Below are 24408 nucleotides of genomic sequence, written 5' to 3'. Positions count from 1 at the left end.
TCCGATCAGCGCTGGCCGGCCTGGCCATGTTTCGGGCCGCCGGTGAGGTCACGCAAGCGCGGGACGAAGCCCGGTACTTCACGCATATAGCGCTCATACTCGACCCCGAATTCTGCTCGCGTCTCGCGTTCCTCGATCCGGGCCAAGCGTACGTACATGTAGACCAGAACGGGGAACATCGCCAATGTGAGCAAGGTCGGCCACTGCAGCAGGAAGCCAAACATCACCAGGACGAAGCCAGCATACTGCGGATGCCGGATATAGGAATAGACCCCGGTGGTGGCGAGCGTCCGGCGACGCTGCGCCTCGTAGAGCACCTTCCAGCCGGCCGAGATCAGGACGAAGCCGCCGCCGATGAAAACGAAGCTCAGGATGTGGAACGGTCCGAAGTGTGGGTTCGTGCGCCAACCGAACAGCTCCTCGAGAAGATGCCCGCCATCATGCGAGAACCAGTCGACGCCGGGGTATCGGCTCTGCAGCCACCCTGAGAGCAGATAGATCGTCAGCGGGAAGCCATACATTTCGGTGAACAGCGCGATCAGAAAGGCGCTGAACGCGCCGAACGAGCGCCAGTCGCGTTTCGTCTGCGGCTTGAAGAAGCTGAAAGCGAAGAAGATAAAAATCGCTGAATTGACGATGACAAGTGACCATAGGCCATAGGCGGGAATGGTGTCGTTCATGATGGTTCTCCAGACAGACTGTTGGTTCAGTGCTGATGCGGCGAATTCGGTCGATTGTCGGACGGGTTGTTCTCGGCGTCGCCATGCCCGCCATGCCCGCCGTGCCCGCCGTGCCCGAAGTGCAGCAAAGGGCAAGCGAGGAGGATGAGCCAGGGAAGCCAGGGAATGACGTGTGCCCGATGCTCCGAAACCAGGAAGAAGGCGCCGATGGCGAGGAAAGCGATCGTCACCAGACCCGTCCTCGAACTCCAGAAACCGGATGGTTTCGGCCTGTTCTCTTGACCGGTCTGAGGCCCCGGCTCGTGATCGACCGGGAGATGCGTGTGATTGCTCATGGGTGATCCCCCTTGTCAGAAACAGACGGACAGTCGGCGTTTTGGCTCGTTTCCGAGACACTCGATCCGCCGCAACAGCCCTCTTGGCGCTCGTGCGCGGAATCAGCGTGATGCGCTGCGTCGCCGCAGCAGCCGTGTCCGGCGCGCCCCTCGTGTTTGTGCGAATGATCTGCGGCGTGCCCACAGCCGCATCCACCAGATGGGGCTGCGCTTTGGTTGATCGTTCTCTTCATTTTCGTCTCCGTTGATCTCCGCCGCTCATTGGGAGGAGCGGTTCCTATAAATCGAGCCCTTCAGACCAGGCTTTGCGCGCGCTCCCACTCGGCGATGTAGTCGCGGGTAAGAGGCACGGTATCGACGCGCTTGCTCAGCTGGATCTGAAAGACGACGAGCCCCGAATGACGGAATGCAGGCTCGCAACCAGCCAGGTAAAACTCCCACATCCGGCAGAACCGCTCGTCGTAGATCGCAGCGATGCGATCGCGGTTGGCCATGAACCGCTTGCGCCAGTCTTTCAGCGTCTCGGCGTAGTGCAGCCGCAGCACCTCGATGTCGGTGATATGAAGTCCAGCACGCTCGATGGCTGGCACGATCTCGGACAGCGCCGGCGTGTACCCGCCAGGGAAAATGTATTTGCGAATCCAGGGGTTGGCCGCCCCCGGCCCGGCGGCGCTGCCGATCGTGTGGATCAACGCCACGCCGTCGTCCGAAAGCAGATCTTTTATCTTTGCGAAATACTCGCCGTAATGCCCAACGCCGACGTGTTCGAACATGCCAACCGATACGATGCGTTCGTAACGCCCGTTCTCGTGTCGATAATCCTTGAGCAGGTACCTGACGCGTTCATTCAACCCGACGTTGTGGGCGCGCCGGTTGGCATAGGCATGCTGCTCTGTCGACAGCGTCACCCCGGTGACGTCGACATCGGCATTGCGTGCAAGGTGAAGGGCCAATCCACCCCATCCCGAGCCGATGTCGAGAACGCGCTGGCCGGCCCGTAGCAGAAGCTTGGCTGCGATATGCCGCTTCTTCTGATCCTGGGCCTGCTCCAACGTGTCGTCAGGCGACATGTAGTAGGCGGAGGAGTATTGGCGATCCGCGTCGAGGAACAGCTCGTACAACAAATCTGAAAGATCGTAGTGGTGAGCCACGTTGGCGCGTGAGATCGAAACCGGATTGTGCTGCGTCAGGCGTCGGCCCAGGCGTCGGCCAATCGCCTGAGCGCGTTGGACCCAATGTCCTGTGCTCCAGCCGAGATTGGCGAAGCAGAGATCGAGCAGGTCATGGATTCCGCCGTCTTCAACGACGAGCGTGCCGGCCATATAGGCTTCGCCTAGCGCCAGATCGGGATTGAGAAACAGACGCCGCACCGTGGCTTGATCTGTGATCCGGATAGTAACTGACGGCTCGCCATGACCGACGTCGCAGGCGTAGCCGTCGGGCGTCACCAGGGTCAACGTGCCGTTGCGGATGATGCGGCGAAGCAGGCTCCGCAGCAAGAACGTGCTTGCGCTGGCTCCGGCGCCTTGCTTCCGGGGCACGATTGCTTGCGGCAGACATACGCCATCGGCGGCCGCGTCAGGCGACATCAAGGTGGACGAGCTCCGCTGGCCTCCAGCCGAACTGTGATGCTCGTGCACGTGATCCTCGGTGGCCGGACCGTGGTCGCACCGGCCAGAAGGGACCGCGCGTTCGTTGAGGATGATCTGTTCCATTTTTTGCCTCATACTGCCGTTTGTCATCAGGGCGGCACCCGACGAGACGGACTTGAGCTTTCGATGTGGATTCTTCGTGGGCGTCGGCAATACCGGTCGCCGGACCGCTTGGTCCTTGCGATGGCTATTGCGAACATTCGACTCTGCCGGCTTTAAATACCCGGCTGCCGATTTCAGGCGATCGGAGGTCGCAACATGTCGGGCGAACCCGACTCACTGACCGCGGACGCAACAAAGGCCAAATGATGAACGATCCCAGCTGGCGAGTGCAGTTCCACCGCCGTGACCAATCCCACAGGCGCGTGGCAAGCTGTTCCACAGCAGCAGGCGCCTGTGCAGGGGACTAAGGGAAGGCTGTGGCTCTGGTGTGCGCTGCTTGTCGATGCGTCCCATACCGTCGACGAAGAACTCTGAGTTTCGAAGCCGCCAATACCCGCGACGAGGTGATTGGGGACGGCGGCCGGCCCTTCCGCCCTGGCATGGCCCGTCGACAACAGCAAGCTCACCAAGAATAACGCCAGCAGAAACGTGTGCCCCGCCGCTGCCCTGTTCGGCTGCGCCGCAACTGCACAGGCTTTTGCAGGCATATTAGCCATGACTATCCCACGTAAGGTTCTCTAGATCGATACCACCGGATTTTGGCACTGGGCGCTTTGATCTGCGTCAAGAAACCCTGGCTAGCCGAAACTATCCGGGCAGGCAGGATCTGCGAAACGGCAGCCGTGACCAGACTAGCCTAAGTGTCCGTTCCAAAAAGAGTTGAGTGATTTCAGCAGGTTGTGATTCCGTCGGATTTGCGAGATTCGATGGAGATCACGATGGCCTGGACTGAAATCACCCGTGCGCATTATGAGCGGCGTTGCGCCCGCTACGCAAGCGATCTGACCGATGCGGAGTGGGCGCTGATTGAGCCGATGATGCCGTCAGCGAACCGCATCGGCCGGCCGCGCAAAACGGACCTGCGCGAGGTCGTGAACGCGCTTCTTTATCTGGCCTCGTCGGGTGGCGCGTGGCGATTGCTGCCGAAAGACTTCCCACCCTTTTCGACGGTGCAGAAGTATTTCTATCGCTGGCGTGAGGCGGGCCTGTTGCGGACCATCAGCAACAGCCTCGTCATGGCGGCGCGCGAGGCTGAGGGTCGCGAAGCAAGTCCGACGGCAGGCGTGATCGACAGCCAATCGGTCAAGACCACGGAAAGCGGCGGAATTCGTGGCTTCGACGCGGGAAAGAAGATCAACGGGCGCAAGCGTCACATCGTTGTCGACACCATCGGCCTGATGGTCGGTCTCGTCGTCCACGCCGCCGATATCCAGGACCGGGACGGCGCACCGGCTGCCCTCAAGACCATTCTCGAACGCTGGCCGTGGCTGCGACACGTCTTCGCCGACGGCGGCTATGCCGGACCGAAGCTTAAGGGCGCGCTGCAAAAGATCGGCACGTTCACCCTGGAGATCGTCAAGCGGACGGACAAAGCCAAAGGTTTCGAGCTCCTGCCGCGCCGCTGGGTCGTGGAGCGCACGTTCGCATGGCTGGGGCGATGCCGCAGGCTCGCCAAGGACTGGGAGAAATCCATCGCTTCTGCAGAAGCCTGGATATACGTCGCCCACATTCGCCTGCTCACACGCAGGCTCGCAAGAGCTTGATATCAAACCATTCTTTTTGATTCAGGCTCTAAGGCATGGAGCCTCTTTCGACCAGCTCAATCGCGAAGATTGAGTTCGCCGGCGAGGTCAATCCGGTTGCTGCAGTTGCAGCTTCCAGGAAATGCGGGCGGATTCTTTCGGTTAGAGTGGCCGATCAACAAGGAGTCGAAGGGCCGACGTGGGCGGTGGGCGCAAAATGGCGCGGTCGACCTCACCGGATGCGCGGCGAGGTCCTCAAACAGCGTAGGCTCACAAGCCCAGTCGTATATCGACTCCCGCGGCACGCCGAGCCGCGGGTCTTGAGATGAGGCCCCCGACAAGCCGATGCGCAGCAGTCTTGAGGATGACATAACAAATCGCTTCCGCGGTGTGTTGCATGTTGGCGTGGAGCTCATATCGGGGTCGACGAAGGGGCATAGCGCGGTGTCTCCATCAGATCTCATGACCAAGAGGGGCCGTCGTTCGCGAGTGGTCCGGGATGGGCGATGACGCGAGGTCACTTCCGGCAAAGATTGTCTCAGGCTAGGAAAACTGAGCGGCACGGCCTTGGGAAATCTTAACCGCGATTGAACATCGGCCCATCGGCGACGGTCCGAACCAATCGATATCGATTAGGAGGACGCCTTTGAGTCGTCGGGCGCCCTATTGCCTGCCTGCCCCGCCTCTCCTTCCCGGCCAGTCGGCAAATGCAAGTACCCAAAGCCCGATCAGATTCACAAGCGGAATGACCGCTAGAACCGACCAGAGTGGCGACAAGCCAATACGCCTGAGGATCCTGCCGATCGGATAGAGAAGTACCGTGATCATCACGGCGAAGACGACCCAGTGGCCGAGGTCGTATCCGGTCATATCGATCCAATCCCTCATCATTTGCTGTCTTCCTTTGTCCCTGGCTGCCACAGCCGCGTATCACACTCGGCATGGGCGAATAGCTTTTACGGTGATTTCGGTAAAACCGCTTTGACGCGAGTCAAACACAAGGTGTGATGCCACACCCCTCCGGCGCTTTGGACCCTCATGGGCTAACGACAATGTGACCGTCCCAAACACCGGACCACGACGCCGGTCGGGTGGCACCCAGGCTGATGAACATCTCTCGGAGCCCGAGATCGAGAAAAAGGCACCCACGCCTCCCCTATGGCAGCCCGGGCAAGCAGCGTCTTGCCGGTACCCCCTGACCAACCAGCAGCACGCCCTTCGGCTCATGTGAGCCCAGCCTCCCGTAGCTTTCGGATCCTTGAGAAACGAGGCCACTTCCGTGACCTCGTCTCGCTTAATCCACTCCTGCCCTGTCGGCGAAGCTGGTCTTGATCTCCTTTTCGATAAAGAAAGTGGACACCATTAATCGAGCCCAGATTGATTCAGAGCAAAGTCAGGCTCTCGGCGATAGGGCATGCTGTCCCAGCACCAAGGTCGCGGAAGAACAAAAATGGACAGCAAGACCGGCACATATGCCTGCTGCGGCCAGGTCGCAAAGGAGACGATCGCACCCCCAGCTGTTGTAAAGCGGGAAGTTGCGCCGGTTCCGAAGATTACGGCGAAGCCCGTGCCATTCTCGGCAAGAGCAGCCCAGTCCCACTGCGATGGCAACCTGCCTCACCGCGGGGAATTCTCTGGCGATGTCACCCTCTTCTTTCGTGTGAAGGAAGCGTCGATGACATCTGCCAATGATTCAGACTTCGGTTTGGGCAGATTGGTCTTCACCAAGAACATCGCGCGCGTCAATAATCCAGATTTGGCGGATCGGCCAACGCGACGGCGTCTGTCAGGATATCCAAAACCCGACGAAATAGCACGAGGAGAGCGACCATGAAGCCGGACGGGGATATCATTTTGATCACTGGTGCCAACGGCCGGATCGGCACTGCCGTGATGCGCGAGTTGCGCAAGACCTTCTCCAACGTCGTCGGCTTCGATCTCCAGTCTCCTCCTGATCCGCCCGAAGGCTGCACCCGGATTCCGGTCGATATCACCTCGGACTCCAGCGTGACCGAAGGACTGCGCATCTTGCGTGCCCATCACGGCGATCGCATCGCCTCGGTGATCCATCTGGCCGCATATTACGATTTCATCGGTAAACCGAGCCCGATGTATGATAAAGTGACGGTCAATGGTACCAGGCGCTTGCTGGCTGGCCTACGCGTCGGGTTCGACGTGCAGCAGTTCGTCTTCTCCTCGACCATGCTGGTGCACAAACCCGGCGAGCCGGGCATATTCATCACCGAAGATTGGCCGATCGGCCCCACCTGGGCCTACCCCGAATCGAAGGTTCGCACCGAGGCGATGATCGCTGCGGAGCGCGGTGACGTGCCGACGGTGATGCTGCGCTTTGCCGGCGTCTATGACGATGGCTGCCATTCGCCGCCCCTGGCGCATCAGATTCAGCGGATCCACGAACGCCAGCTTGAATCGCATCTTTACGCCGGCTCAACATCACATGGCACAGCCTATGTTCATATGGACGACGTGGTGGAGGCGATCGCCCGCACCGTGGCACGCCGCGCCAGGCTGGCGGCAGAGACAGCGATCCTTATCGGCGAGCCCGACACACTGAGTTATGACGAGTTGCAACACTCCTTCATGCGGCAGATCCATGACGAGTCTTACGAAGAGCTCAGTGTGCCGGGGCCAATCGCCAAGATCGGCGCGTGGGTTGAGGACAATGTCCTCGGTCAGAAACCTTTCATCAAGCCGTGGATGATTGACCGCGCCAATGACCATTACGCGCTGGACCCGAGCCGGGCGAAAAAACTTTTGGGCTGGGTACCGAAGCACACCCTGCGCAAGACGATCCCGAAAATGGTGGCGGCACTCAAGGCCGATCCGCTGGCTTTTTACCGAGAAAACGGCCTGGAGCCGGCCGAATGGATGCTGGCCAACGCCGAAGCGGCAAAACAGGAGCAGAGGCAATGACAAAAGGTCATTCAGGCCATGCCGGTCACGGTGCGGCGCCGCAAGCGGCGGCGGCAGTCAAACCGAGCGGTACCGGCGGTGGCAAGACTTACACCTGCCCGATGCACCCCGAGATAAAGCGCAGCGAACCTGGCAGTTGCCCGATCTGCGGCATGACGCTGGTGGAAGATACCGCGCAAAGCGCTGCCACGCCCGCCATGCAGAGCCCCACGATGACGGCCATGACCAGCGGGATGGAGGCCCATGCGATGCCCGGCATGGCCGCGGGCGGGATGGGCGACATGATGGGTGATGCGCACCGCGCGATGCTCTGGCCGCATTACGTGGCGATGATGCTGGGGTTCTGGATGATCACCGCGCCGTTCACGCTGGGCTACCTCAGTAATTTCGTGCCCGACGTCAACCAACTGCGGGTGATGGCGGAGCGCGGGCTGACGCCGTTTGCGCATCGTAACATGGAAATGACCATCAGCGATGTGGCCAGCGGCGTTCTGATCGTGATCTTCGGCTATCTGTCGGCCAACGCCCAGCGCCGTTATCCCTGGGCGCAATGGGCGAATGCGGTGGTCGGCGGCTGGCTGCTGGTGGCGCCCCTGGTGTTCTGGACACCGCTGCCCGAGGCCTATGCCAACGGCACCTTGGTCGGCAGCCTAGTGATCGCCCTTGCCGTACTGATCCCGATGATGCCAGGGATGAGCATGGAGGGGATGATGGGCAAGCCCGACATTCCGCCGGAATGGGGCTATAATCCGGCAAGCTGGCTGCAACGAGTGCCGATCGCGGCATTTGCGCTGCTCGGGTTTTTGATCGCGCGCTACATGACCGCCTATCAGCTTGGTCATATCGACAGCCAATGGGATCCATTCTTTGCCGGTGAAAACGGCCTGAACGGCACCGAGACCATCATCACCTCGTCGGTGTCAAAGGCCTGGCCGGTTGCCGACGCCGGGCTGGGCGCACTGGTCTATGCGCTGGAGATCGTGATGACCTTCATGGGCGGCAAGGACCGCTGGCGCACCATGCCTTGGATGGTGCTGGCGCTGGCGCTGCTGATCGTTCCGTTGGGAGTTGTCAGCATCTATTTTGTCATCATCCAACCAATCGTCATCGGCACCTGGTGCACGCTGTGCCTGATCGCAGCGTTGGCGATGGCGCTGATGATCCCGTTCTCGATGGATGAATTCGTGGCAATGGGACAGTTTATGGTCAAATCGACGCGCGCCGGCAAACCGTTCTGGCGCACCTTCTGGACCGGCGGCGCGATCGAGGGCGGCAGCGACGACCATGCCCGCGGCGTGCTGGCCCCAAAGGGGCAGATGTTTGCACAATCCGCTCGCGGCGTAACCTTCCCTCCGGCGCTCTTGGCCAGCATCGCCATCGGGATCTGGCTGACCTTTACCCGACTCAGTTTTGGGAGCACCGGCGGCATGGCCAACAGCGACCATCTGGTCGGTCTGCTGGTGGTGACCTTCTCGATCATCGCCTTCGCCGAGGTGACGCGCGCTGTGCGTTTCCTGAATGTCCCCGCCGGTGCATGGCTGATCGCAGCTCCCTGGCTGCTGGGCGGTGCCGCATCGACGCTGGCGCAGGGAGCCAGTGTCATTGCCGGACTGCTGCTTGTCGTGCTCGCAATTCCGCGCGGATCTATCCGCAATTCATATGGGGGCTGGAATGTCTACGTGGTTTGAAGCCAGGCATTGGGTCCGCCATGCGCTTGTCGCTGTCGGCGTGCTGGTGGTCGGCGGCATGGTGGCCGCAGTGGTGGTGATTTATTCGGGCGTATTCGACGTGGCGGCGACGGTGGAGGATTCCGCGGCGCTGAAATGGTTGCTCATCACTGTTCGCGAGGCCTCCATCGAGACGCATTCGCGCGACGTTGCGCTGCCCAGCCCCGCTGTGACCGCGGATCGTGACAATGGCTTTCGCATCTTCCGGCAGCAGTGCGCGATGTGCCACACGCCGGTTGGCCAGACGCCAAATCCGATGGCCGCCGGCTTTAACCCGCGGGCCCCCACCTTTGGTGCCGACGCTGACGACATGAGCGCCGAAGAACTGTTCTGGGCAACGAAAAACGGCATTCGCTTCACCGGTATGCCCGCCTGGGGTCCGTCGTTCAGCGATAAGGAAATCTGGGACGTGACCGAATTCCTGATGGCCTTGCCCAAAATGTCCGCAGCTGACTATGACGCTTTGGACCGTCGCGTTCCGGCCGAACGCTGAGACGGGCGGTGGTCAAGGCCGGACAGATCGGTGGCTGCAGCCATTCGGGCGCTTGGGTGGCTGGCGCGTGTAAGGGTGCGCGATGAGCACTTCACCTTGGCGGGCTTGGCGGCGAACTGGCCGAGCCCTGCCTGCCGCTCAAATTCGGCGTAGGCGCCGAAACATCGCCCTGATCTTCGAGAAGGATTCGACCCGGACCCGCACCGGTTTTGAGGTGGCTGCCTATGACCAGGGCGCACATGTAACCTACCTTGGCCCCACCGGCAGCGGCCGCAGGTCGGTCTTCTCGCCCTTCAGGCTACTAGGGACACAAAAGACGGCGCCTATCCGCTCGATATTCTGGGCGCCGAAACCGAAGGGATGATCGGCTATCTGATCGAGCAGGAACTCGACAACATCCTGCCAGACGGCGCAATGCTAGCGACGCTGTTGACCCAGATCCGGGTCAGCGCATCCGACCCGGCCTTTCTTCATCCGACCAAGCCGATTGGCCCGGTCTATGACGAAGTGACCGCGCGACGTATCGAGACCGAGCGTGGTTGGCAAATCGCTCGTGATGGCGAAAAATGGCGCCGCGTCGTTGCTTCGCCCGAGCCGCTCGAAATCCTGGAAATGAAGGTCATTTCGATGCTGGTCGAGCGTGGGGTTACCGTCATTTGTGCTGGCGGTGGTGGCATACCGGTTATTGCGCGAAGTGACGGCAGCCTGATCGGCATTGAAGCCGTCATCGACAAGGACCGCGCCAGCAACCTTCTTGCCCGCCAGCTGGGCGCCGACATGCTTTTGCTGCTGACAGACGTCGATGCCGTCTATCTTGATTTCGGCAAACCTGAGGCCCGTCGCATTGGGCGCGCGGGCGCATTGTCGCCCACAGGAGCTCAGTTTGCTTCTGGTTCGATGCGCCCAAAGGTTGAAGCGGCGACGATGTTCGCCACCGAAACCGGCCGTCTAGCAGCCATTGGTCGCCTTGAGGATGCCGTTGCGATCCTGCGTGGCGAAGCTGGAACGACAATCGAAGCCGGTAAGTCGGAAATCGAAATACGCCGATAGCTGGCCAACAGGCGGCTCGGTGATAGTCGACGAGCAGCCTCCGGCAATTCTCTACGCGTGCCATCTAGGTAGCGCGGCCTCGCGAGGGCTCGGGCCGGGTTAGCAACGTCGGCTTCCGACATGTCTGTTTCAGCTCAGTGGAATTGCATCACAATTCGGCTGTTTGGCTGCTGACCATGCACGTCACGTTGGGTGTAGACGGCGGAAACATAAGTGTCTGCCGATGCCACATATAACTGCCGATGCCACATATAAAAAGACTCTGGTTAGTCGATCGCGAACTTGTTTGGCAAGAACGCGAAGTGGACACCATTAATCGAGCCCATTTTGATGCAGAACAAAGTCAGGCACTCGACGCCAAGGCATTCTGTCCGACACTAAGGTCACAGGAGAACAAAAATGGACGGCATCAATGACGCGCTGGTGCTGACGGCGGCCGATGTCGAGCAGAGGGCGGCGGCACCAATGTGGCCCGTGAACCAGCCGACGCAACGGGGCTACACGGCCGGGTCGGAGACATCGCCGCGATGATAAACTCAAACGACCATTGCCAGATGCGCATTGGCAGAAGAAGTTTTCCGTTCGAATACTACATACTCAAGATCGCTGGCCCCGCTGCCGAGCGACTTGGTGGATGCACTGTCGTCGGCAAACTTGCAGACCGGCCAATCTTCGCCACAATCATAGATTTCTCCGGCGACCGCTATCACTACGTTGGGCTTGCCAGGCGCCTTTCTGATGGACAATACGATGTCGAATCGCTCTCGCCTGGTGAATGGATCGTCGATCCAGGATTGATCTATATATCGGAGGACGTATTGGTCCACTCCACGATAGCGAAGCGGGAAAGGGCGGTGATCCAATCAAGATCTAGCTTAGCCTCCACCCTTGCATTTACCCCAGGTATCGCAACATCATGACAGACCGCCCCACATCCACGGGTGTACCGCCGACCACAATGGTTGTGCTGATGCTGTCTGTCTTCACGGTATCGATGGGTTATGGCATCACATTGCCCCTGCTCCCTTACCTGATCGAGCGGCTGCTTGGCACCAGCGGTGATGCGGCGCAAGTTTCGCGCGCAACAGGCCTGCTTACAGGTCTTTACACGCTATCGCTCTTTCTCTTTGCCCCAATGTGGGGGCACTTGTCCGATCGATTCGGACGCCGCAGCATTCTTTTGATCGGGTTGATCGGGTTCGGCGCGACCATGATGACCTTCGCCTTCATCGAAAACCTGACCGCAGTTTATGCCGAGCGCTTCCTGAGCGGTATGTTCGCTGCCGCAGTCACACCGGTTGCTTTGGCTGCAATAGGCGACCTCGCGACGACTGAAGAGGCGCGAGCCCGCCGCCTTACCTTTGTCAGTTTGGCCGGAATCGCTGGGTTTTTGCTCGGACCCATGCTGGGGGTCTTCATTGCGCGTGGCGCGGCCAATTTGTTCCCTGTCGTCAGTGCGGCCGGATCCCTTGCCCTCCCCTTGCAGGGGCAGCAATCCTGTCGCTTCTCGTGGCGGGTGCCGCCACGATAACGGTCCCGGGAACGAAGCGGAGCGCTGCTGCCCTACAGCATGAGCAACCTGCTTCGGCAGCGACCGCGTGGCTCGTTCCCAAGCTTCTGTCTATCGCTTTCATTGTCTCTGCCGGCATCGGCGTATTTGAAGTCGGATTGGCGCTTCGTGGAAAACAGGAACTCGGGCTGACGCCATTTCAGATCGCCCTGATGTTCACAGAGTGCAGCCTGGTGATGTTCGTCGTGCAGGCGATCGTATTCTCGCCCTGGGTCAAGCCCGAAACGACGCGTTGGTTCATCGCACCAGCCCTCGCGATCCTGGCGGCCGGGCTATTTCTCGTTCCTCGTGCTTCCAACTTTGCGCTGATGCTTGCGGTGATCGGAGCGGTAGCTGCAAGCGCCGGTATTCTCTCCCCGATCCTGACCTACTGGATTTCAAGAAAGGCCGGCAACGCCCAGGGAGCGGAACTCGGCAAGCAAACGGCCGCGGCGAGCCTGGGTGCGGCCGTCGGATCGGCAGCCGGAGGCCTCTTGTTCGAAGTGGCCTGGCTACCCAACGCCTCGTTCCTGCTCGTTACGGTCCTGACCATGCTGGGTATCTTGCTCAGCCTTGGCCTGCCGAGCCGGCTTGTGACTCGCAAGCAGGGCAAAGCCGACGCAGATGACCCGCGCAATACCCACCCCCCAATTCCGCCAAAACAGGCCGATTCATCGCCTGAACTTTCACTTGATAAGGAACATATCATGACCAAGACTGACGCAGTCGTTGCCGTATTCACCGACCACCGCGGAGCCGAAGCCGCCGTCCGCAAGCTCGCCGAAAGCGGCCTGGACATGAAACACTTCAGCATCGTCGGCAAAGGGTATCATACGGAAGAGAAGGTTATAGGCTTTTACAATACCGGTGATCGGGTCAAGTTCTGGGGCCAGAACGGTGCAATCTGGGGCGGTCTATGGGGCCTGTTCTTCGGTGGAATTTTCATGACAATTCCTGTTGTAGGTGCGGTCATGGTGCTCGGACATCTTGCCGCCATGGTGTTCGCAGTGGTTGAGGGGGCGGTTGTCGTCGGCGGCCTCAGCGCGCTCGGAGCAGCCTTGTTCGGTCTCGGCATCCCCAAGGACAGCGTGATCCAGTATGAGGACGCATTGAAAGCCGATGGATTCCTGCTCGTGGCGCACGGCCCCGTCGAGGAGATGGCCCGAGCCAAGGCGATCCTTCAGACGACGGAACCGGTTCGTCTCGATCTGCATCAAGACGTGAAAGACATGGCGAAGCTCCCGGGCGACCATTCTGAACACCACGCGGTGGGTTGATCACAACAGGGTGTGGGGCGATCGGCGGTTGTTCCGCCCCTCTGGAACGCTTGTCGCCGTCTAAGCAGATTAGATTATCAACCGCGCCACACGCCTACAACCCTCGAAGCGAGAGCCTGATCAAATGTCTACTGACAAAGAGAACCGCGAAAAGAATAACGACAAGGCCGAGTTGAAGGCCGCGCAGATCCAGTTGGTGAAGTTGGAACGCCATGTCATCGAGACCGGGCAGAAAATCCTGGTGATTGTCGAGGGACGAGATGCTGCCGGCAAGGACGGCATCATCAAGCGGATTGTTCAACATCTTTCACCGCGCGAAGTACGCGTGGTCGCCCTGGCCAAGCCCTCCAACCGAAACCGCAAGGCCTGGTATTTTCAGCGCTATGTCAAACATTTTCCGGTCGCCGGCGAGATCGTCCTATTCAATCGCAGTTGGTACAACCGCGCCGGCGTTGAGCGCGTGATGAAGTTTTGCTCTAACGAGGAATACGAAACATTTCTCAAGACTGCGCCGATGTTCGAGGATCTTCTGGTGCATTGCGGCATCACGCTCGTGAAATACTACCTCGATATTTCAAAGGAGGAGCAGAAGAAGAGGCTTAAAGAGCGTCGCGATGACCCGCTGAGCCAGTGGAAGACCAGTCCCATCGACGCGACTGCCGTGAAGCACTGGGAGGATTACAGCGATGCTCGCAACGAGATGTTGGCGCGGACCCACACGATTGCAGCGCCGTGGATGATCGTCAGGGCCGACGACAAGCCGTTGGCCAGAATCAACCTTATCCGGGACCTCCTGACCCGGCTCGATTTCGAAGGGAAAGATCGCAAAGCCGATCTTCCAGATCCAAACATCGTCTTCAGCTTTCATGAAAATGCAATCAGCAATGGGTTGCTCGCGAAATAAATGACACCACAGGGCATAATGTTGCTGGCATCAAAGCCGTAGGGATAATCTCTTCTGCGCCGGGCCGCTGTTCTTCATTTTGGTTTCCTGGGCGCGAGGCAATCATGCGACTATCGCGACGCTCGGCTATCGGCCATGGAAATCGGGAAGCTCGGCTCGCTTGCAACTGAGGCGCGCCGCGCGAACCTCCCTATCTGGCTGCAAGTCTAGCCTGACGCCCCAAGTCGGTCGAGAAAGGACCGCTAGCCCATAAGCATCGTTTCCCGAACCATATCCGGGCCGAACCATTCGCCGCGATCGATCTCCGCAGAAGGGCTACATGCGCCGTCAACGTCTGTAACCGCTTCCGAACGCAAGGGTTTCACACATGGCTGATCATCCGGATGTCGAGGCCGGCAGCCTTCGCGAGCAGCTGGCAACGATCAGACAGGCCCTTGCCGGGTCGCCGATGCGCAAGGCACTGTTGTGGATGTCGGTTTGCATCATGCTCGTCATCGTGGCGACGTCGATCGGGCAAATTCTGCTCAACCGCTGGAACCAGCCTTTCTATGACGCGCTCGCACGCCGCGACATGCAGGCCTTCCTGGACCAGCTTCTCGTCTTTGCCGCCATCGCCGGGGGCTGCTGGTGCTCAATATCGGCCAGACCTGGCTCAATCAGATGATACGGTTGAAGTTGCGCGAAGCGCTGACGCTCGATCTGATCAGCGAATGGATGTGGCCGGCGCGTGCTTTCCGGCTCGCCAATGTCGGCGCCATCGGCGTCAACCCCGACCAGCGCATGCAGCAGGACGCCGGACACCTTTCCGATCTTTCGACGGATCTCGGCGTTGGCCTGCTGCAGGCATTCATCCTGCTTGCTTCCTTTGTTGGCGTTCTGTGGCAGCTGTCATCGGGTTTCGTCTTCCATATCGGTGGAACGTCGCTGGCCATACCGGGTTACATGGTCTGGGCGGCTTTCCCTTATGCTGGCACAGCCTCATGGCTGAGCTGGCTGGCCGGACACCCGTTGATCCGCCTCAACAGTGATCGCTACACGCGGGAGGCAGAGCTCCGCTCCTCGATTGTTCGCGTCAACGAGAATGTCGATGCAATCGCGCTTGCGCATGGCGAGGCCGATGCGAAACGACAGCTCGAGCTCGACCTCGGGACGTTGCTGGGCGCGATGCGGCGCATCTACAGCGCCCAGATCAACCTGTCCTGGGTTACCGATACCTATGGGTGGATCACTGTTGTCGCGCCGATCCTCGTCGCGTCTCCGATCTATTTCGCAGGCGATATCAGCTTCGGCGGGCTGATGATGGCGGTCGGCGCCTTCAACCAGGTGCATTTCTCGCTGCGCTGGTTCATCAACAACATAGGCGCCATCGCCGACTGGCGGGCCACGCTGATGCGTGTCGCCGATTTCCGCATTGCGCTTGCTGAAACGGATCTGCTCCACTGCACGGAAAGGCAGATCGAGTTCGGCGAAAACCCGGATGGCAGGCTGACATTCGAGAAACTCGAGGTCGCGTCCCCGGACGGGTGTGCGAAACTCGCCGAGCCGCATGTGGAAATCCGCGCCGGTGAGCGTGTCATGATCACGGGAGAGTCGCGCGCCGGCAAGACGCTGTTCCTTCGCGCCATTGCTGGTCTGTGGCCGTGGGGGAACGGACGCATTGGCATGCCGGCGGGCGAGGCGCCGCTCTTCGTCCCACGCACTCCTTATTTCCCATTCGGCACGCTGCGCGAGGTGCTCAACCATGCGGACGGCGTTGCCAAGGTCGATGATGCCGAAATCTCGGCGGTGCTCGCCGAGGTCGGTCTCGATCGCTTGTCGTCCTCGCTCGACCGCTCCGCGCGCTGGGAGCATGAACTGGCCGATGACGAGCAGCGCCTGCTTGCCTTTGCCCGGCTTGCCTTGCGGCGGCCGAAATGGGTGATCATCGATGAGGCGCTGGATGCGTTCGACGACACGACGCTGAGACGGGTGTTCTCGATGATGGAGAAGCGTCTCCCCGGTGCCGCCATCCTCAACATCGGCCGCGGACAGCACAACATTGAATTCTTTCCACACTCATTGACGATTGTGAAAGATGCCGGCGGGTCGCCTCTCAAGCCGGCCACTGTCAGGGCCGGTGCGATCGAGCCACCGCCGATCGCTGCTGCCCGTCGAAAGAGGTAGCCGGCTACGCGCGTCCAAGCTTTATTCGCCGCGATCGCGGCGAAATATACGGATGGAACATCATGGTCCGACCATGCTCGACGCGCTTAGCCGATTGGATTTCGATGGCTTTGATCTTGGTCAATCCAGTTGCAAGATGGTCCGGACTCGATGACCCTCGCTCATGACATGAAGGCGTCATCTGTCGCTCCGTCAACTTGTGACAGGAAGCGGTTCGGTACCTTCGCCCAGTATGGCGAGATAACGATGATAGCTAAATACCCGGCCACGTCTGGGCTGGGATTGATGGTCGGCTCCGGCGTGACAGTCGCAAATTGCAGAACAGCCACGAGAAAGAAAAGCATCTCACAGGTGGCCGGAGTACGCTTGGCCGGCGGGATATCTTAGGCCTACTTCCACATTCGGTTTCCGGCTTGATGCCATTCGATTGGGATTACCGTTTCCCCAGTTCTAACGAGAATTCCACTGATTCTCGCAAAGCTGGCAAACGCTTGTCGAGCCTGCTCTGCCGAAAGCTGACCGGAAAATGCAGCGTTGCAGCTATTGAACGCACACCCAAACACCGGACCACGACGCCCCGTCGGCCACCGTCTCAGAAACCGGAAAGCATCGGCGACCGAGCCGACTTCCTGCACTGTACCGTCGACCTTGACTACAACCGGGGTCAGGAACGGTAGATTCTACATCGCCATCACCGTCTCCCTTGAACACTTTGCCGCTTAAGTTATGGCTAATATGAAGCTTTTTGCCGCATAACGAATTGATTCACGTCAATGAGCCCTGATGCGTCATGCACTAGGTTTTTGCAGTTGTGTGCCTGACGATGGGAACTTGGTCGACGGAGGTTCATATGACCACGGTTCAGCAAATCCTCGATGCCAAGGGCGACGATATCTATTTCGTCCGCCCCGACGACACGGTTCTGCACGCGCTCCAGATGATGGAAAGAAAAAACGTGGGCGCGATGTTGGTCAAGGAGGACGACAATCTCGTCGGCATATTCACCGAAAGGCATTATGCTAGGAAAGTGTTTTTAAAAGGCAAATCATCACCGAAGACGCGGATCCGTGAGGTTATGGAACCAGACGTCGTCTACGTGGAGCCCGCGCAGAGCGCTGAAGCTTGCATGGCCCTGATGACCGAGAAACGAATAAGGCACCTTCCAGTCCTGCGTGACGGGCGTCTCCTAGGAATAATATCTATTGGCGATCTCATGAAAAGCATCATCGCCGAACGCGAATTCAACATCGATCAACTTGTGCGTTATGTACGAGGCTGAAGGCAATCGGAGAATCCAGCCCGTCTTACTCACGAACGGCTTGGTTCCTTTGCTAAGGAGGGCGCGGACGTGAAGGCGTGAGGCGTCTTTTCCACCGCGCCTCCCATCGCCTTGTTGAGGCGACGGCCGAATTCGAGCTCGAAACGGACGGCGACCGCCGTTCTGCTTCTCGCCAAGATTGGCAGCCTGTCAGATTGCAGCGACCGCCTCGGCCAGCAGGTCGCCCACCTGACCCGCAACCGCATGCAGTGCAGGATTATCGATCGCCTGCATCGAGGCCACCGGGTCAATCGCGCTGACCTCAACCCCGCCTGCAACCTCGCGCAGGATCACATTGCAGGGTAGCATCGCGCCAACGCGCGGCTCGATACCGATGGCCTGATGCGCCATCTTCGGATTGCAGGCGCCAAGGATTCGATAGGGGGGCATGTCCACGTCGAGCTTCTTCTTCATAGTCGCCTTGACGTCGATTTCGGTCAGGACGCCAAAGCCTTTGTCTGCAAGCGCCTTCCGAGTGCGGGCGTCGACCTCGTCAAACTTCGCCCCGGTTACCAACCGATTGAACGTATAATTCATGGCGACTTCTCCCTGTTGGTCATTTTCGTAAATACCTAATCAGTGCGGCGATTGTTAGACCCACAAGGACCAGAATGACGATCGTCCCCAGCCAGCCGAACCCCATCCCCAAGCCCATACCGTAGTCGTTCATCATCGATTTCTCCTATCACGTGACTCTGCCCCCGACACCAGATTTGCGTCAAAGCAGCCGGGGGCAGCACTTATGTCAGTTGTTGTCCATCATGCCTTTACCCATTTCCGGCATTCCGCCTTGCTGCCCGGCCATGTGGCTCTGCATCATTTCAGCCATGGCAGCCATTTCAGCCTCCGTCACTTGCGCGTCACCGTCAGCGTCGTGCATCTGGAAGGCGCGTACCGTCATCGGCCGGGTGTGGGCCGCATGCATCACCGCGAATTCCTCCAACGACAGCTTGCCATTGGCATCGGTGTCATAGGTCTTGAGTTCTGCCTGAACGCCTGCCGTCATTTCTTCAGGGCTGAGCGTGCCGTCCTTGTTGGTATCAAAGGTGGCCATAACATAGCTCCGGGGGTCACCCATCATCGTCCCCATACCGCTGCCCATCATGCCGCCATGCCCACGCACCATACCCATGCCATCGCCCATCATTCCGCCATGCTGCATCTGCTGCGCGATGACGGGCACTGCAACCGCCGCAAGTCCAAGGGCTGCAACGATTGAGAGGGTCAGCTTCGTTGAACGTTTCATGATTACCACTCCTGAATTGATCTGCGATGAGTTCAATTTGGGGTGCAGGTGTCCCACAGGTTTGTCAGGTGGGATGGTCATTTGTATCAAACTGTCGCAAGCACCGCCCCGGTGAAGGTTTGCGACAATCTTCTGCCCACGTGACCCCACAGGATAAGTTAGGGTCAGGTCAAGGAGATATTGTGATGACCAGTCCGCCCCATATCCTGATCGTCGATGACCACCGCGAGATCCGCGATGCCTTGGCGAAGTATCTGGAAAAGAACGGGATGCGCGCGACCACCGCGGCGAATGCCGTAGCGATGGACGCGGCCATGAAGGTTGGGAAGTTCGATCTGATTGTGCTGGATTTGATGATGCCGGGCGAAGACGGCCTGTCGGTCTGCCACCGTTTGCGCGCGCAGGGTGGCATACCAATCCTGATGCTGACGGCACTCGGGGATGAGACCGACCGCATCGTAGGACTTGAAGTCGGGGCCGATGACTACCTGCCCAAACCGTTCAATCCGCGTGAACTCCTGGCCCGGATCAAGGCGATCCTGCGCCGGTCCGAACGGGCGCAGATGCCGGGTGGCAGCATTTCCGGGCACAAGCTGGCGTTCGACCGTTGGGTTCTGGATACCGACCGGCGAAGGCTGATCGATACCGAAGGCGCCGAAGTCGCGCTCACCACCTCCGAATTCCGCCTTCTGACGGTATTTCTGGCCCGCCCACGCTTCGTGCTAAGTCGCGATCAACTACTCGATCTGACCTCTGGCCGGGCGGCACAGGTGTTTGATCGCACCATTGACAACCAGATCAGCCGATTGCGCCGCAAGATCGAGGCGGATCCAACCAAGCCCGTACTAATCGCCACCGTCTGGGGAGGCGGCTACAGTCTTGCCGCCGATGTAAGGGAGATGCCGTGAAGGCGCGCTTCGCCCGTCTGGGCAATCTGTTCCCGCAGTCCTTGGGTGGCCAGTTGCTGGCTATGCTGCTTTTGGCGCTCGTCGCGACGCAGGGGCTTGGCCTCCTGCTGCTGACCGACGAGCGCAACCGCGCCGTGCGGGCGGCCTTGGGTTTCGAGGTAGCGGGACGCGCCGCGAATGTCGTGCTGCTGTTGGACGACGCGCCAGCAGATCTGCGCGCCTCCATCCTGAGGGCGGCAGACTCGCCCCTGGTTCGGTTCGAAGTGGGACCTGCGCCTGAAGCATCGCACGATAGCACCGATGCGGACTCTGTTCTGGGCCAGATCCGGCAAATCCTCGGCAATCCAGAACGTGAAATCCGGGCGGATATTCATGCCCTTTCCACAACTCCTGTGCCGATGCCCGAGGGCATGCCAGCCGCAATGCGCCCCATGCACGACGCGATGATGGCAGGGCGGACGGAACCAGTGGAAATGACGCTTTCGATCCGTCTGGCCAGAGGCGATTGGCTGAATGTGCGCACGATGTTCCATCGCCCGGGCCCGCAACTTTCGCCGCAGGCCCTGTTGCCGCTACTGTTGATGGCCGTTGCCGTGGCTCTTGTGGCTTGGTGGACAGCGCGGCGTGTCGTGGGTCCGATGCGCGCGCTTGCCGTCGGGGCCGACCGGCTGGGGCGCGGGCTTGATGCTGGTCCGCTGCCCGTGACCGGGCCTGCAGAGGTGCGCGATACCACGCTGGCCTTCAACCGCATGGAGGACCGATTGGCGCGCTTCGTGAACGAGCGCACGCATATGCTCGTGGCGCTGAGCCATGATCTGCGTTCACCCCTTACCGCCATGCGGCTCAGGATCGAGATGCTAGACGAAACCGACGACAGCGTCCGGCTGAAGGCGCTGGTCGAGGAAATGCAGGCCATGGTCGAGGCGACGCTTGAATTTGCGCGCGGCGTCGCCAAGGCCGAGCCCGAAGCCACGGTAGATCTTGCTGCTTTGCTGGCCGATATAGTGAGCGATGTGGGCAGGGATCAGGCGAACCTCTCACGATCGCAGCCGGTGCCCGCCACCATTCGACCTCACGCCCTGAAACGCGCGCTGCGCAACCTGATCGACAATGCGGTCCGCTATGGCGACGTGGCAAACGTTACCCTGACGCAAGAACCGGGGACGGTCATCATCACCATCGCCGACAAGGGTCCGGGATTGCCCAAGGATCAGCTTGAGGTCGTCTTTGAGCCTTTCGTGCGGCTGGAAGGGTCTCGCAATCGGGATACGGGCGGGGTTGGTCTGGGTCTGGCCATTGCCCGAACAATTATTCAGGCGCATGGCGGAACGGTTCTGCTGCGGAACCGCGCTGGAGGCGGGTTGGACGCTATGGTGCGGCTTCCGATCGGGGATGCGTGATCAGCCTGCTTTCCAAGGAAGAAAGTCGGCGCAGATACAAAAGAACAGCCGAGGCCTATCCCGGCGTCGTTGTCATCGATGAGCCCTGACGAGACCCCCTTTCGACTGCCAATTTAGCTCCGCCGCGATCGGCACTCGTTCTGCATGGTCACCATAAACCGCGACAGGCGGCATGGAGCTTTTATCGACATGGCGAGTTGTTAGCCCAGATTTCATCCGGATGGGGTTGCTATGAGCTCGACAAAGTCAGATCCAGTCGTAGGCCCGTCGAAGCCGCGATTGTTGAGTGTGCTTGGCCCGGGATTGATCACCGGCGCCTCCGATGACGATCCGAGCGGCATCGCGACCTATTCGCAAGCCGGCGCTCAATTCGGTTTCGGCCTGACCTGGACGATGCTCTTCAGCTATCAGCTGATGTCGGTGGTTCAGGAAATCAGCGCGCGGATCGGTAGAACCACCGGCCGCGGCATCGCGGGAAATATGCGGCTCTATTACCCGAACTGGCTGCTGCAGTCCATCGTAGCCCTCCTGCTCATCGCCAACACCATCAACATTGGCGCCGATCTCGGCGGCATGGCGGATGCCTTACGACTGATCGTCGGCGGCCCGCTGCTTATCTACGTCGTCCTGTTCGGGGCAGCGTCGGTCATTCTCCAGGTTCTCCTGGCATACAGCCGCTGCGTTTCTATTCTTAAATGGCTTACGCTCTCGCTGTTCGCCTATTTCGGAACGGCGATGGTGGTTCAAGTTCCTTGGAAGGAAGTGGCGAAGGGCCTGTTCATCCCCACATTCACGTCCAATGTCCAATTCTGGACCGCTGTGGTCGCTATTTTTGGGACCACCATCAGTCCCTATCTGTTCTTCTGGCAGGCTTCCCAAGAGGTGGAAGACATCAAGGCCAAACCGGAACGCAAACCGCTCAAAGGTGCCCCCAGAGGCATTTAGGTCGAACAACAGGGAGCCGATTAGATGAGCGTTGTCCATGTTACATATTTCTCGGACGTGTTGTGCATTTGGGCGTATGCCTCGCAGGCTCGTGTCGACGCTGTCAAAGAGCAATTCGGTGACGCGGTTCACTTGGACTATTGGTTCTGCTCGGTATTTGGCGATACGGCTCGCAAGATACCTTCGACTTGGAACGCTAAAGGCAACTATTCCGGGTTCAACGCTCACCTGCGTGAAGTGGCGCAAAAGTTCCCGCACATCGCGGTTCATCGGGACATTTGGCTGGGAACGCGCCCGCGGACGTCGGCAAGCCCACATTTGTTTATGAAGGCGGTCCAGCATTGGCAGCAGGAACAAATGCAGCAACCCCGAAGCGGATCAGCGGCATCGATCTTCGATCAAGTGTTATGGGCGTTCCGTTCTGGGTTTTTTCGAGATTGCCGCGACATCTCCCGTTGGGATGTTCAGTGCGAACTGGCTGAAGCTCTCGGCGTCGATATAGACGCGATTGAAGAAATCATTCACGATGGAATCGCATTTGCCGAACTGCTGGCGGATTATCAAGACGCCGAGAAGATGCACATCGAGGGGAGTCCAAGTTTTGTGCTGAATAAGGGACGCCAGAAGCTGTACGGCGACGTTGGCTTCCGGATCATCGAAGCAAACATTCAAGAATTATTGCGAGCGCCCGATGGTGATCAAGCTAGTTGGTGCTGACCTTGGCGTGATTGATCCAGTTTTTATCCATAGCGCGCGGACGATATTTAGGCCAGGCGATAGGCCTTCAACAACCCATACAAGAGCTACTCGTATTCGGCGACGACTGCCGGTGCAATGACAGTTGTAATCCTAAGGGCGCAGTCTAGCGTGACGGTGGTTCTATCAGTTCCTTTCCATGCCCCCTTGCGAGGAGGTTTTCCATAGCGTTGATGGCTTGAATATCGAGTTCACGGCGGTTCCGGCCGTATTTCGGCGGTACGCCTTGCATTGTCACAAAGCCAACTCGATAGGTCGCCGACGGGTCCATCTCCCTTCCACAGACGAAGATTTTTTGTATCCGCTGGCCCGCCGGATTTTCGATCGCGGCGAATATCGAGACGCCTCGACACCGCTTCACATACCCGCCCATCTGGTCGTACGGGTCAGCCGAAAAGGTATGCTCTAGGTTCTCCTCTAGCATTGCGCGTAACTCCCCGCCGGTCAGATCGACGACACAGACTGGCGGGTTGCCGGGAATGATGTTCCAGAGGTCATTTACACTCACTGGACCCGAAGGAATAGGCGCGCCGTATCGCCAGCCGTTGGAGAACGCAACATCCGTTTCTGCGGCTAGAGTATCCGTCTTGGTCAAGTTTCGCTTAGCCGTAGCAGCAAAGCCTGAATCGATACACCGATGAGTGGGGGGAAAGACGGTAGCACTCTCCCGCTACCGGGGACATCGCAATCAGAATCATCGGCGCGTTCGTCGGGGACTGGCTGCTGCCCCGCTTAGGCGTCCATCTCAAGAGCGGAACGATCGGCTTGATCGTCAATGCCACCGTCGGTGCGATTGTACTTCTCCTAATCATCCCGTTGGTTGCTGGTGGCGGTCGTCTCGGGGGCGGATGGCGGGGCCGATCCGGTCGGTGGCGGTAGCCCGGGGTTGGAACCCATCGTCCCAAAGGACGGCCGCAATCGGATTTTGCACGGCCTCAGTCGAAGTCTGCATTTAGCCGGCGGGTCAATACGACGCGCTCAACGTCCCACAGATCCACCGAATGGGCGGCCGGCACAAGCGCGCTGACATAGGCCTGATTGCCGCCGCCCGAGACAGGCGCGGAAGCGGTGAAGCACTTCGAGGCAAGCACCTCACCATTGCGGTCGTTCAGGATGCGTACGAACAGGTCGACTCGGCATGGTCGCAGCCGTCGACCCGCACTTCGAATGAACGGATCTCGACGATCACCCTGATAGTCGATCGCCAAGCCCTCGCCCGGGCTGCCGACGCCGGCAAAGCTGTCCGAACGCTGGAACGTCTCGGCCAGCCGCACCTGCACAATCAAGCAGCCGGACGGCCCACTGCGACGCTCAGGGCGCCATCAGCGTAGACGCGTGACGCAGCGGTTTCGTTGTTATCTCAAATCAAAATTTCGCTTGACGACC

At 59.5% G+C, this 24408-nt stretch carries 25 protein-coding genes and 3 pseudogenes; 18 read left to right on the top strand and 10 right to left on the bottom strand.

The window, feature by feature from the left end:
- Nucleotides 1-5: 5 nt before the first annotated feature.
- From AC56QP_RS34295 to AC56QP_RS34285, 3 genes are all read right to left on the bottom strand, one after another.
- A complete protein-coding gene (locus AC56QP_RS34295) occupies nt 6-680 on the bottom strand; it encodes a methyltransferase family protein (RefSeq protein ID WP_269908215.1) in 675 nt (224 codons plus the stop codon).
- Between the two features lie 26 nt (nt 681-706).
- Complete coding sequence (locus AC56QP_RS34290; protein WP_489861533.1) at nt 707-1015, bottom strand: DUF2933 domain-containing protein; 309 nt, start codon at nt 1013-1015, stop codon at nt 707-709.
- A gap of 293 nt (nt 1016-1308) precedes the next feature.
- Nucleotides 1309-2730 (bottom strand): class I SAM-dependent methyltransferase, encoded by a 1422-nt coding sequence (locus tag AC56QP_RS34285; RefSeq protein ID WP_489861534.1) that lies wholly within the window; start codon nt 2728-2730, stop codon nt 1309-1311.
- An 818-nt stretch (nt 2731-3548) separates the two neighbouring features.
- Here AC56QP_RS34285 and AC56QP_RS34280 point away from each other — a divergent pair.
- Nucleotides 3549-4373 carry an IS5 family transposase gene (locus AC56QP_RS34280; protein ID WP_489863448.1) on the top strand — a complete coding sequence of 275 codons (825 nt, stop codon included), beginning with the start codon at nt 3549-3551 and terminating at the stop codon, nt 4371-4373.
- A gap of 642 nt (nt 4374-5015) precedes the next feature.
- On the opposite strand, the gene AC56QP_RS34275 is transcribed toward AC56QP_RS34280, so the two are convergent.
- Nucleotides 5016-5222 carry a hypothetical protein gene (locus AC56QP_RS34275; protein WP_269908218.1) on the bottom strand — a complete coding sequence of 69 codons (207 nt, stop codon included), beginning with the start codon at nt 5220-5222 and terminating at the stop codon, nt 5016-5018.
- A 580-nt stretch (nt 5223-5802) separates the two neighbouring features.
- On the opposite strand from AC56QP_RS34275, the gene AC56QP_RS34270 reads away from it, so the two are divergent.
- The 7 genes and pseudogenes from AC56QP_RS34270 (at nt 5803) to AC56QP_RS34240 (ending at nt 11087) form a co-directional block, all read left to right on the top strand.
- Nucleotides 5803-6186 (top strand): hypothetical protein, encoded by a 384-nt coding sequence (locus AC56QP_RS34270; RefSeq protein ID WP_489861535.1) that lies wholly within the window; start codon nt 5803-5805, stop codon nt 6184-6186.
- Entirely contained in the window at nt 6183-7286 is a 1104-nt protein-coding gene (locus tag AC56QP_RS34265) for an NAD-dependent epimerase/dehydratase family protein (protein ID WP_489861536.1), read from the top strand. The genes AC56QP_RS34270 and AC56QP_RS34265 overlap by 4 nt, the downstream gene beginning before the upstream one ends.
- Nucleotides 7238-8974: a vitamin K epoxide reductase family protein gene (locus AC56QP_RS34260; RefSeq protein ID WP_489861537.1), complete on the top strand. Its 1737-nt coding sequence runs from the start codon at nt 7238-7240 to the stop codon at nt 8972-8974. Before AC56QP_RS34265 ends, AC56QP_RS34260 begins: the two co-directional genes overlap by 49 nt.
- Nucleotides 8975-9014: 40 nt before the next feature.
- Nucleotides 9015-9506 carry a c-type cytochrome gene (locus AC56QP_RS34255; protein WP_489861538.1) on the top strand — a complete coding sequence of 164 codons (492 nt, stop codon included), beginning with the start codon at nt 9015-9017 and terminating at the stop codon, nt 9504-9506.
- A gap of 82 nt (nt 9507-9588) precedes the next feature.
- The gene (locus AC56QP_RS34250) at nt 9589-9870 is read left to right on the top strand and encodes a hypothetical protein (RefSeq protein ID WP_489861539.1); all 282 of its coding nucleotides are present in this window, start codon (nt 9589-9591) and stop codon (nt 9868-9870) included.
- A pseudogene (locus tag AC56QP_RS34245) lies at nt 9825-10556 on the top strand (amino acid kinase family protein); the annotation flags it as partial. The gene AC56QP_RS34250 and the pseudogene AC56QP_RS34245, both read left to right, overlap by 46 nt.
- 399 nt (nt 10557-10955) lie before the next feature.
- Nucleotides 10956-11087, top strand: a complete 132-nt coding sequence (locus AC56QP_RS34240) for a hypothetical protein (protein WP_489863715.1) — start codon at nt 10956-10958, stop codon at nt 11085-11087.
- Nucleotides 11088-11092: 5 nt separating this feature from the next.
- On the opposite strand, the gene AC56QP_RS34235 is transcribed toward AC56QP_RS34240, so the two are convergent.
- Nucleotides 11093-11302, bottom strand: coding sequence for a hypothetical protein (locus AC56QP_RS34235; protein WP_489863716.1), 210 nt, complete (start codon nt 11300-11302; stop codon nt 11093-11095).
- Nucleotides 11303-11514: 212 nt separating this feature from the next.
- Between AC56QP_RS34235 and AC56QP_RS34230 the strand changes: the two genes are divergently transcribed.
- The 4 genes and pseudogenes from AC56QP_RS34230 to AC56QP_RS34215 all read left to right on the top strand — a co-directional run bounded on the left by AC56QP_RS34230 (nt 11515) and on the right by AC56QP_RS34215 (nt 16449).
- Nucleotides 11515-12087 (top strand): MFS transporter, encoded by a 573-nt coding sequence (locus AC56QP_RS34230; RefSeq protein ID WP_497100902.1) that lies wholly within the window; start codon nt 11515-11517, stop codon nt 12085-12087.
- A complete protein-coding gene (locus tag AC56QP_RS34225) occupies nt 12066-13382 on the top strand; it encodes an MFS transporter (RefSeq protein WP_497100903.1) in 1317 nt (438 codons plus the stop codon). The genes AC56QP_RS34230 and AC56QP_RS34225 overlap by 22 nt, the downstream gene beginning before the upstream one ends.
- 124 nt (nt 13383-13506) lie before the next feature.
- Nucleotides 13507-14286 carry a polyphosphate kinase 2 gene (gene ppk2 / locus AC56QP_RS34220; protein WP_489861542.1) on the top strand — a complete coding sequence of 260 codons (780 nt, stop codon included), beginning with the start codon at nt 13507-13509 and terminating at the stop codon, nt 14284-14286.
- A gap of 367 nt (nt 14287-14653) precedes the next feature.
- Nucleotides 14654-16449: pseudogene (locus AC56QP_RS34215) on the top strand (ABC transporter ATP-binding protein/permease).
- A gap of 389 nt (nt 16450-16838) precedes the next feature.
- Here the strand turns inward: AC56QP_RS34215 and AC56QP_RS34210 are convergent.
- Nucleotides 16839-17084 (bottom strand): DUF982 domain-containing protein, encoded by a 246-nt coding sequence (locus AC56QP_RS34210; RefSeq protein WP_489861543.1) that lies wholly within the window; start codon nt 17082-17084, stop codon nt 16839-16841.
- Nucleotides 17085-17299: 215 nt separating this feature from the next.
- Here AC56QP_RS34210 and AC56QP_RS34205 point away from each other — a divergent pair, with 215 nt between their 5' ends.
- Nucleotides 17300-17728, top strand: coding sequence for a CBS domain-containing protein (locus AC56QP_RS34205; protein WP_489861544.1), 429 nt, complete (start codon nt 17300-17302; stop codon nt 17726-17728).
- A 189-nt stretch (nt 17729-17917) separates the two neighbouring features.
- On the opposite strand, the gene AC56QP_RS34200 is transcribed toward AC56QP_RS34205, so the two are convergent.
- On the bottom strand, nt 17918-18304 hold the full coding sequence (locus AC56QP_RS34200) for a DUF302 domain-containing protein (protein WP_256754039.1): 387 nt from the start codon (nt 18302-18304) through the stop codon (nt 17918-17920).
- Between the two features lie 208 nt (nt 18305-18512).
- Nucleotides 18513-19013, bottom strand: coding sequence for an EF-hand domain-containing protein (locus AC56QP_RS34195; RefSeq protein ID WP_489861545.1), 501 nt, complete (start codon nt 19011-19013; stop codon nt 18513-18515).
- Nucleotides 19014-19198: 185 nt separating this feature from the next.
- Here AC56QP_RS34195 and AC56QP_RS34190 point away from each other — a divergent pair, with 185 nt between their 5' ends.
- The 4 genes from AC56QP_RS34190 (at nt 19199) to AC56QP_RS34175 (ending at nt 22983) form a co-directional block, all read left to right on the top strand.
- Nucleotides 19199-19921, top strand: a complete 723-nt coding sequence (locus AC56QP_RS34190; protein WP_256754041.1) for a response regulator — start codon at nt 19199-19201, stop codon at nt 19919-19921.
- Entirely contained in the window at nt 19918-21321 is a 1404-nt protein-coding gene (locus AC56QP_RS34185) for an ATP-binding protein (RefSeq protein ID WP_256754042.1), read from the top strand. Before AC56QP_RS34190 ends, AC56QP_RS34185 begins: the two co-directional genes overlap by 4 nt.
- A 288-nt stretch (nt 21322-21609) precedes the next feature.
- Entirely contained in the window at nt 21610-22266 is a 657-nt protein-coding gene (locus tag AC56QP_RS34180) for an NRAMP family divalent metal transporter (protein WP_489863449.1), read from the top strand.
- 24 nt (nt 22267-22290) lie between these two features.
- The gene (locus AC56QP_RS34175) at nt 22291-22983 is read left to right on the top strand and encodes a DsbA family oxidoreductase (protein WP_489861546.1); all 693 of its coding nucleotides are present in this window, start codon (nt 22291-22293) and stop codon (nt 22981-22983) included.
- A gap of 145 nt (nt 22984-23128) precedes the next feature.
- Here AC56QP_RS34175 and AC56QP_RS34170 read toward each other — a convergent pair whose 3' ends face one another.
- Nucleotides 23129-23617, bottom strand: coding sequence for a 5'-nucleotidase C-terminal domain-containing protein (locus AC56QP_RS34170; protein WP_489861547.1), 489 nt, complete (start codon nt 23615-23617; stop codon nt 23129-23131).
- An 86-nt stretch (nt 23618-23703) separates the two neighbouring features.
- On the opposite strand from AC56QP_RS34170, the gene AC56QP_RS34165 reads away from it, so the two are divergent.
- On the top strand, nt 23704-23901 hold the full coding sequence (locus AC56QP_RS34165) for a GlsB/YeaQ/YmgE family stress response membrane protein (RefSeq protein ID WP_497104102.1): 198 nt from the start codon (nt 23704-23706) through the stop codon (nt 23899-23901).
- Between the two features lie 56 nt (nt 23902-23957).
- Here AC56QP_RS34165 and AC56QP_RS34160 read toward each other — a convergent pair.
- Nucleotides 23958-24330: pseudogene (locus AC56QP_RS34160) on the bottom strand (ABC-type transport auxiliary lipoprotein family protein); the annotation flags it as partial.
- Between the last annotated feature and the right edge of the window lie 78 nt (nt 24331-24408).

It is taken from the genome of Mesorhizobium sp. RCAM 05104 (assembly GCF_059683645.1).
The sequence above is the reverse complement of the archived record's forward strand: the minus strand, read 5'-3'. Positions and strand labels throughout refer to the sequence as shown.